This is a genomic window from Pseudomonas sp. RW407 (assembly GCF_003176655.1).
Taxonomy (GTDB): Bacteria; Pseudomonadota; Gammaproteobacteria; order Pseudomonadales; family Pseudomonadaceae; genus Pseudomonas; species Pseudomonas delhiensis.
Window position 1 is genome coordinate 1507881 of record NZ_QGSL01000107.1, and the last position, 6066, is coordinate 1513946.

Consider the following 6066-nt stretch of genomic DNA (forward strand, 5'->3'; position numbering starts at 1 on the left):
CGTCGGGGGTTTCGGACATGGGGGCTCCTGGGTAGTGGGAAGAGGGTTCAAGGGCGCAGGCGCCCCTCGACCAGCAGCAGGCCGCGGTCGCGCACCCGCTCGACGCTGCCGCGTACGCCGTACACCTCGCGCAGCAGGCGTGCGTCTATCACCTCGGCGGGCGCTCCGGCGGCGGCCAGCCCGCCCTGGTGCAGGACCAGCACCCGGTCGGCGCAGGCCAGGGCCAGGTTGATGTCGTGCACCACCATCAGGCTGATCAGCCCGCGCGCCCGGGTGGCCTCGACTATCGCTTCGGCCACCTGGCATTGATGGTACAGGTCCAGGGCGCTGGTGGGCTCGTCCAGCAACAGCACCCGCGGGCGCCGCACCAGGGCCTGGGCCAGGCCGACCAGTTGGCGCTGGCCGCCGGACAGGGCGTCGATGGGGCGGTCGGCGAGCGTCGTCAGGTCCAGCGCCGCCAGCGCCTGCTCGATGCCGCGCAGGGTTTCCGCGTCGGGGTGCCCGCCGCCCAGCAGCGACAGGCTGCGCCCGGCCATGGCCGCCGCCAGCACCGCTTCGAAGGCGCACAGGCGGGTGCGCTCCGGCAGGCTCTGCGGCAGGTAGACCACCTGCCGCGCGCGCTCGGCCAGGGGCAGGCGGCCGAGGTCGACATTGTCCAGCAGTACCCGCCCGGCGATTGGCTGCAGGCCGGCGATGCCGCGCAGCAGCGTGGACTTGCCGGCGCCGTTGGGGCCGATGAGGGCGGTCAGGCTGCCCGGCTGCAACGCCGGCAGGTCCAGGTCGCGAAGGATGCGCCGGGCGCCGTAGCCCATGCTCAGCCGTTCGATGTGCAGGCCGTTCACCGGATACCTCCACGCTGGCGCAGGACGATGGCCATGAAGAAGGGAATGCCCACCAGGGCCGTGACTATGCCCACCGGCACCAGCACGCCCGGCACCAGGGTCTTGCTGGCCAGCGACGACAGCGACAGGATCAGCGCGCCGGCCAGGGCGCTGGCGGGGATGAACAGGCGGTGGTCCTCGCCCACCAGCAGCCGCGCGATGTGCGGCGCCACCAGGCCGATGAAACCGATGGTGCCGACGAAGGACACCGCCAGCGCCGCCAGCAGGCTGATGCGCAGCAGGCTGAACAGGCGCAGGCGGCCGACGTCCACGCCGAAGCTGCGGGCGCGTTCCTCGCCCAGGCTCAGGGCCGTTAGCGCCCAGCTCTGGCGCAGGGCGAAGGGCAGGCACAGCAGCAGCGCCAGGGCCATGGCCGCGAGCTTCGCCCAACTGGCCCGGGCCAGGCTACCGAGGCTCCAGAACACCAGTTGCTGCAGGCTGTCCTGGCTGGCGACGAACTGCAGCAGCGCCACCAGGGCATTGAAGGCGAACACCAGGGCGATGCCGAACAGCACCAGGCTCTCCACGCCGAACCCGCGCCAGCGCGCCAGGGCATAGAGCAGCGCCACCGAGGCGAGGGCGAAGACGAAGGCGTTGGCCGAGATCAGGTACTGCGCCGGTACGCCCGGAATGCCCAGTTGCAGCACGATGGCCAGGGCCGCGCCGAACGAGGCCGCCGCCGACACGCCGAGGGTGAAGGGACTGGCCAGCGGGTTGTCGAGCACCGTCTGCATCTCCGCGCCGGCCAGCGCCAGGCCGGCGCCGACCAGTACCGCCATGAGCGCATAGGGCAGGCGCACCGACCAGACGATCACCGCTTCCACCCTGGGCACCGCGTCGGGGTCCCAGAGAATCAGCAGCAGGCGCGACAACTCCAGCGCCGAGGGGCCGCTGGCGACGTCCAGGGCCAGGCTGGCGAGCAGCGCCAGGCCCAGGCCCAGCAGCGCCAGGCGGCGGCGGGCGAAGCGCCGCCGGTAGCCGGCCGCGGCGCCTTCGTGGGAAAGCGACAGGCTCATGGCTGCAGGCTGACGGTGAACACGCCGCCGGGCGGGATCGGCATGAAGCGCCGGTACAGCTCCTCGCGGGTGCGCTCGGGGTCGAGGTCGGCGAACAGCGCCGGGTGCAGCCACTTGGCCAGGGCCTGGGCGGCGACCAGGTGTTCCGGCGAGTCGTAGAAGATGTGCCACATGGCGTGCACGTGGCCCTCGCGCACCGCGCGCAACTCGTTCAGCGGCGGGCGCCTGGCGATCTGCGCCAGGCTGTCGCGGGCCTGCTCGGGGGTGGCGGTATAGCCGAGGGTGACGCCGCCGCGGCCGGCGCCGAATACCCCGGTGGCCACGTACTGCTCGGGGTCGCTGGCGAGGATGTATTCCGGGTTGAGGGTGCCGATGGCGCCGGGGATACGCCCGGCGCCGATGTTCTGCCCGCCGGCCAGCTCGATCAGTTCGCCGAAGTTGCCGCGTCCGGGCGAGCCGCAGCAGTCCTGCAGGCCGGCGAGCATGTCGATGAACAGCTTCGGGCGCTCGAGCTCGCCGCGCGCCTCGGCCGCGGCCAGGGGCTGGCGCACGGCGTCGATGGCCTGCTGGTAGAAGGCGATGAACGCCTCGGCGCGCTGCTGCCGGCCCAGGGCTTCGCCGAGCAGGCGGATGCTCGGCACGGTGTTGAGCAGCGGATGCTCGCTGAAGTCGACGAACAGCACCGCCACCCCGGCCGCCTCCAGCTGGCCCACGGCCTCGCTGCCGGGGCCCGGGCCGTGGCCGCCGCTGAGCGCCAGCAGCACCAGGTCCGGGTGCACGGCCAGGGCCTTCTCGACGCTGAAGGTATCGGCCGAGGTGCCGCCCACCAGCGGCACCTGGTCCGCCTGCGGGAAGCGCGCGCGGTAGGCCGCGTAGCCCTGCACGTCGAGGCCGCGGAAGTCGCCCTGCCAGCCGGCTATGCGGGCGAAGGGGTCCGCACCCTCGAGTAGCGACAGCGAGTAGATCATGCGGCCTTCGCCAAGCAGCACGCGCTTGACCTGGGCCGGCACCTCGACCTTGCGTCCGGCGAGGTCGGTGAGGGTGGCCGCCAGGGCCGGCGTGCACAGGAGCAACAGCAGCAGGCCACGGCAGGCCTGTTTCAGGAGGCTAATCATGGGATGGGTTTCCTTGCGTGGAGGGAAGGGCCTGGCGCGCCGGGCGGCGGCGCCACCACAGCAGCAGGCCGGTGAGGTACAGCACGGGCAGGGCGAGCCCGGCGAGGAAGGCGATGGCCATGCCCGCGGTGCCGAGGCCCAGTCGCCCGTGCAGGGCCGAGAGCAGGGGCTTCGGTGTCGTGGTGGTGAAGCCCGGCGGCAGGGCCAGCCAGGCACCGGTAAGGGCGATCAGCAGCAGCGGCAGGTACAGCCAGGCGGCGCAGAGGTTGTGCCATTCCCGCAGCCGCCGCGTACCCCGGCTGCCACGCCGCAGGTTGGCAGCCGCCCACCAGTTGCGCCGCCCCGGCCACCACAGGTACAGGCCGCTGAGCAGCGACAGGCAGAGCACGCCGCCACACAGCGCCAGCAGCGGCGAGCCGACCGCTGGCGGCAGCAGCAGGCTGCGGTGCAGCGCGACCCCCTTGGCCAGCCACAGGTCGTCGAAGACGAAGAAGGCCCGCGGCTCGCCGTCGTAAGGGTCGAGCATGGCCACAGCGGTGCCCGGGCGGTCGACCAGGGTGCCGAAGACCAGGGCGTTGTCGCTGGTCAGGAAGCCCTGGCGCGGCGCGGCGCTGCCGAGGATACGGGCGAAGCGCGGGTAGGCTTGCCGGGCGCGCTCGCGCAGTGCAGCGTCACCAAGGGCTATGGCGCTGGCGGCATGGGGCTTGGCGCTGAGCGCGGCCGCGCCCAGCTCCCAGCGCAGGATGGGCCCGCGCAGCTCCAGCAGCGCACCGCTGGCGCCCAGCAGCGCCAGCGGCAGGCCGAACAGCAGCGCCAGCCAGCGGTGCAGGGCCAGCCAGGCACGATGCCGGCCGGCCCTGGTCGATACCCGCGGATCTGCCATCGGCGGCCTACCAGCGGTAGCTCAGGCTGGCGATCAGGCTGCGGTCCTCGCCGACGGTGCAACTGCTCGTGCTGCAGCCGTTGTAGTAGTGCTTGTCGGTGAGGTTGCTGGCATTGAGCGACAGGCGCAACCCATCGGCCTCGCGGAACAGCCGACCCAGTTCGTAGTGCACCGCGGCGTCGAGCAACGTGTAGGAGGGCACCGTGATGGTATTGGCCGCGTCCGCCTCGGTGCGCCCGAGGTAGCGCACCCCGGCGCCGAAGCCCAGGCCCGCCAGGGGGCCGTCGGGTTGGGTGTAGTCCAGCCACAGCGAGGCCATCTTGCGTGGCGTGTTGGTCGGCCGGTGGCCCTTTTCCACGGGGTTGTTGCTTCTGGTCACCTCGGCGTCGTTGTAGGTGGCGCTGCCGACCAGGTCCAGGCCGCGGGCCAGGCTGGCCTTGCCTTCCAGTTCCAGGCCACGCACCCGCACCTCGCCGGTCTGCACCTGGTTGAGGTTGTTGTCGGGGTCGGTGGTCAGCACGTTCTCCTGGGTCAGTTCGTAGGCCGCCAGGGTGATGAAGCTGTCGTAGCCCTTGGGCTGGTACTTCACGCCCACTTCCGACTGCTTGGCGGTCAGCGGCTTGTAGGCGTTGCCGTAGAAGTCGGTCCCCAGGTAGGGGTTGAACGAGGTGGAGTAGCTGACGTAGGGCGCCAGGCCGTTATCGGCCAGGTAGACCAGGCCGGCGCGGTAGGTGAACTTCTCGTCGCGCTGCTTGCTGCCGCTGTCCGCCAGGCGGTTGTCGGTGCGCGCGCTGGAGCTGTCCTGGCGGCCGCCGAGGCTGAGCACCCAGCGGTCGTCGAAGGTGAACTGCTGCTGGGCGTAGACGCCGACCTGGTCGGCGCGTTGCTGGGTCTGCGCCATGGGCTGGTCGGCGGGGCCGAAACCCTGGCCGTACACCGGGTTGAAGATGTCGATGGACGCAGCCTTGCCGGCGCGCAGGTAGTAGTCCTCGCGGGTGCGCCGGTAGTCCAGGCCCAGCAGCGAGGTCATCTGGGTGTCGCCGATGTTCCAGCGTGCCTGGGCGTTGTTGTCCAGGGCGTAGACGTCGCCGATGATGCGGAAGCGGTAGGCGCTGCGCATCAGGGTGCGCTGGTCGGCGGCCAGGCCCATGCCGCTGGCGGTGTTGGTGAGCAGGTTGACGTGGCTGTAGCGGGCGCTGGAGTGCAGGCTCCAGACGTCGTTCAGGCGGTGGTCCAGCAGGTAGCCGAGGGCGTACTGGGTGCGGTGGTTGTCCAGCCCCGGCTCGTCGAGGAACTGGTTGTGCTTGATCTTGCCGTTGGGGTTGGGCAGCAGGCTGCCGCGCAGCGGCACGAACACCCGCGGGGCGCCGAACTCGTCCTCGGCGTACTCGGCCAGCACGGTCAGGTCGGTGTCCTCGTCGGGGCGCCAGGTGAAGGCCGGGGCGACGAAGGTCTTGCGGTCGACGATGTGGTCGGTCTGGGTGTCGCTGTCGCGGCCCAGCCCGGTGAGGCGGTAGAGGAACTTGCCCTCGTCGTCCAGCGGGCCGCTGAAATCGAACTGGCCCTGGCGCCGGTCGTGGTTGCCGCCGATCACCTCCACCTCATGGAAAGGCTGGTCCAGCGGGCGCTTGCTCACCTGGTTGACCACCCCGCCCGGGGCGTTCTGCCCGTAGAGCACCGAGGCCGGGCCCTTGAGCACCTCGACCCGCTCCAGGCCGTAGGGCTCGACCTTCGGCCTGGCCTGGGTGGTGGTGCCGCGCAAGCCGTCGCGCAGCATGCCGGTGCTGGAAACGTCGAAGCCGCGGATCTTGATCGAGTCGAAGCGCTGCGAGGCGGCGCCGGTGGTGTCCTGCACGCCGGCGGTGTAGCGCAGCGCCTCGGCCACCGACTGCGCCTTCTGTTCGTCCATCTCCTTGCGCGTGACCACCGACAGCGCCTGCGGCACCTCGCGGATCGGCGTATCGGTCTTGGTGCCGCTGAGGCTGCGCCGGGCCACCACGCCGGGCACCGGGCCCACGGGGTTCTCGCCGCTGCCGAGGACGGTGCTGCTGTCCAGCGAGAGCACGTCCTGTTCCGGGCGCTCGTCGCCCTCGGCCAGGGCCTGGCCCGGCAGGCTCGCCAGGCCGACGCCCAGGGCCAGGGCGTGGATCGCCCCGGCCAGGCGCAGGCCG

At 71.7% G+C, this 6066-nt stretch carries 5 protein-coding genes; all 5 read right to left on the reverse strand.

Going from position 1 to position 6066, the window contains the following annotated elements:
• Positions 1–47: 47 nt before the first annotated feature.
• The gene (locus DK254_RS30955) at positions 48–812 is read right to left on the reverse strand and encodes an ABC transporter ATP-binding protein (RefSeq protein ID WP_109937361.1); all 765 of its coding nucleotides are present in this window, start codon (positions 810–812) and stop codon (positions 48–50) included.
• 26 nt (positions 813–838) lie between these two features.
• A complete protein-coding gene (locus DK254_RS30960) occupies positions 839–1897 on the reverse strand; it encodes an iron ABC transporter permease (protein ID WP_109936891.1) in 1059 nt (352 codons plus the stop codon).
• Positions 1894–3012, reverse strand: coding sequence for an ABC transporter substrate-binding protein (locus DK254_RS30965; protein WP_109936892.1), 1119 nt, complete (start codon positions 3010–3012; stop codon positions 1894–1896). Before DK254_RS30965 ends, DK254_RS30960 begins: the two co-directional genes overlap by 4 nt.
• On the reverse strand, positions 3005–3895 hold the full coding sequence (locus tag DK254_RS30970) for a PepSY-associated TM helix domain-containing protein (protein WP_109936893.1): 891 nt from the start codon (positions 3893–3895) through the stop codon (positions 3005–3007). Before DK254_RS30970 ends, DK254_RS30965 begins: the two co-directional genes overlap by 8 nt.
• Before the next feature lie 7 nt (positions 3896–3902).
• Positions 3903–6066, reverse strand: a 2164-nt coding sequence (locus tag DK254_RS30975) for a TonB-dependent siderophore receptor (protein WP_109937362.1), incomplete at its 5' end; no start/stop codon positions are given.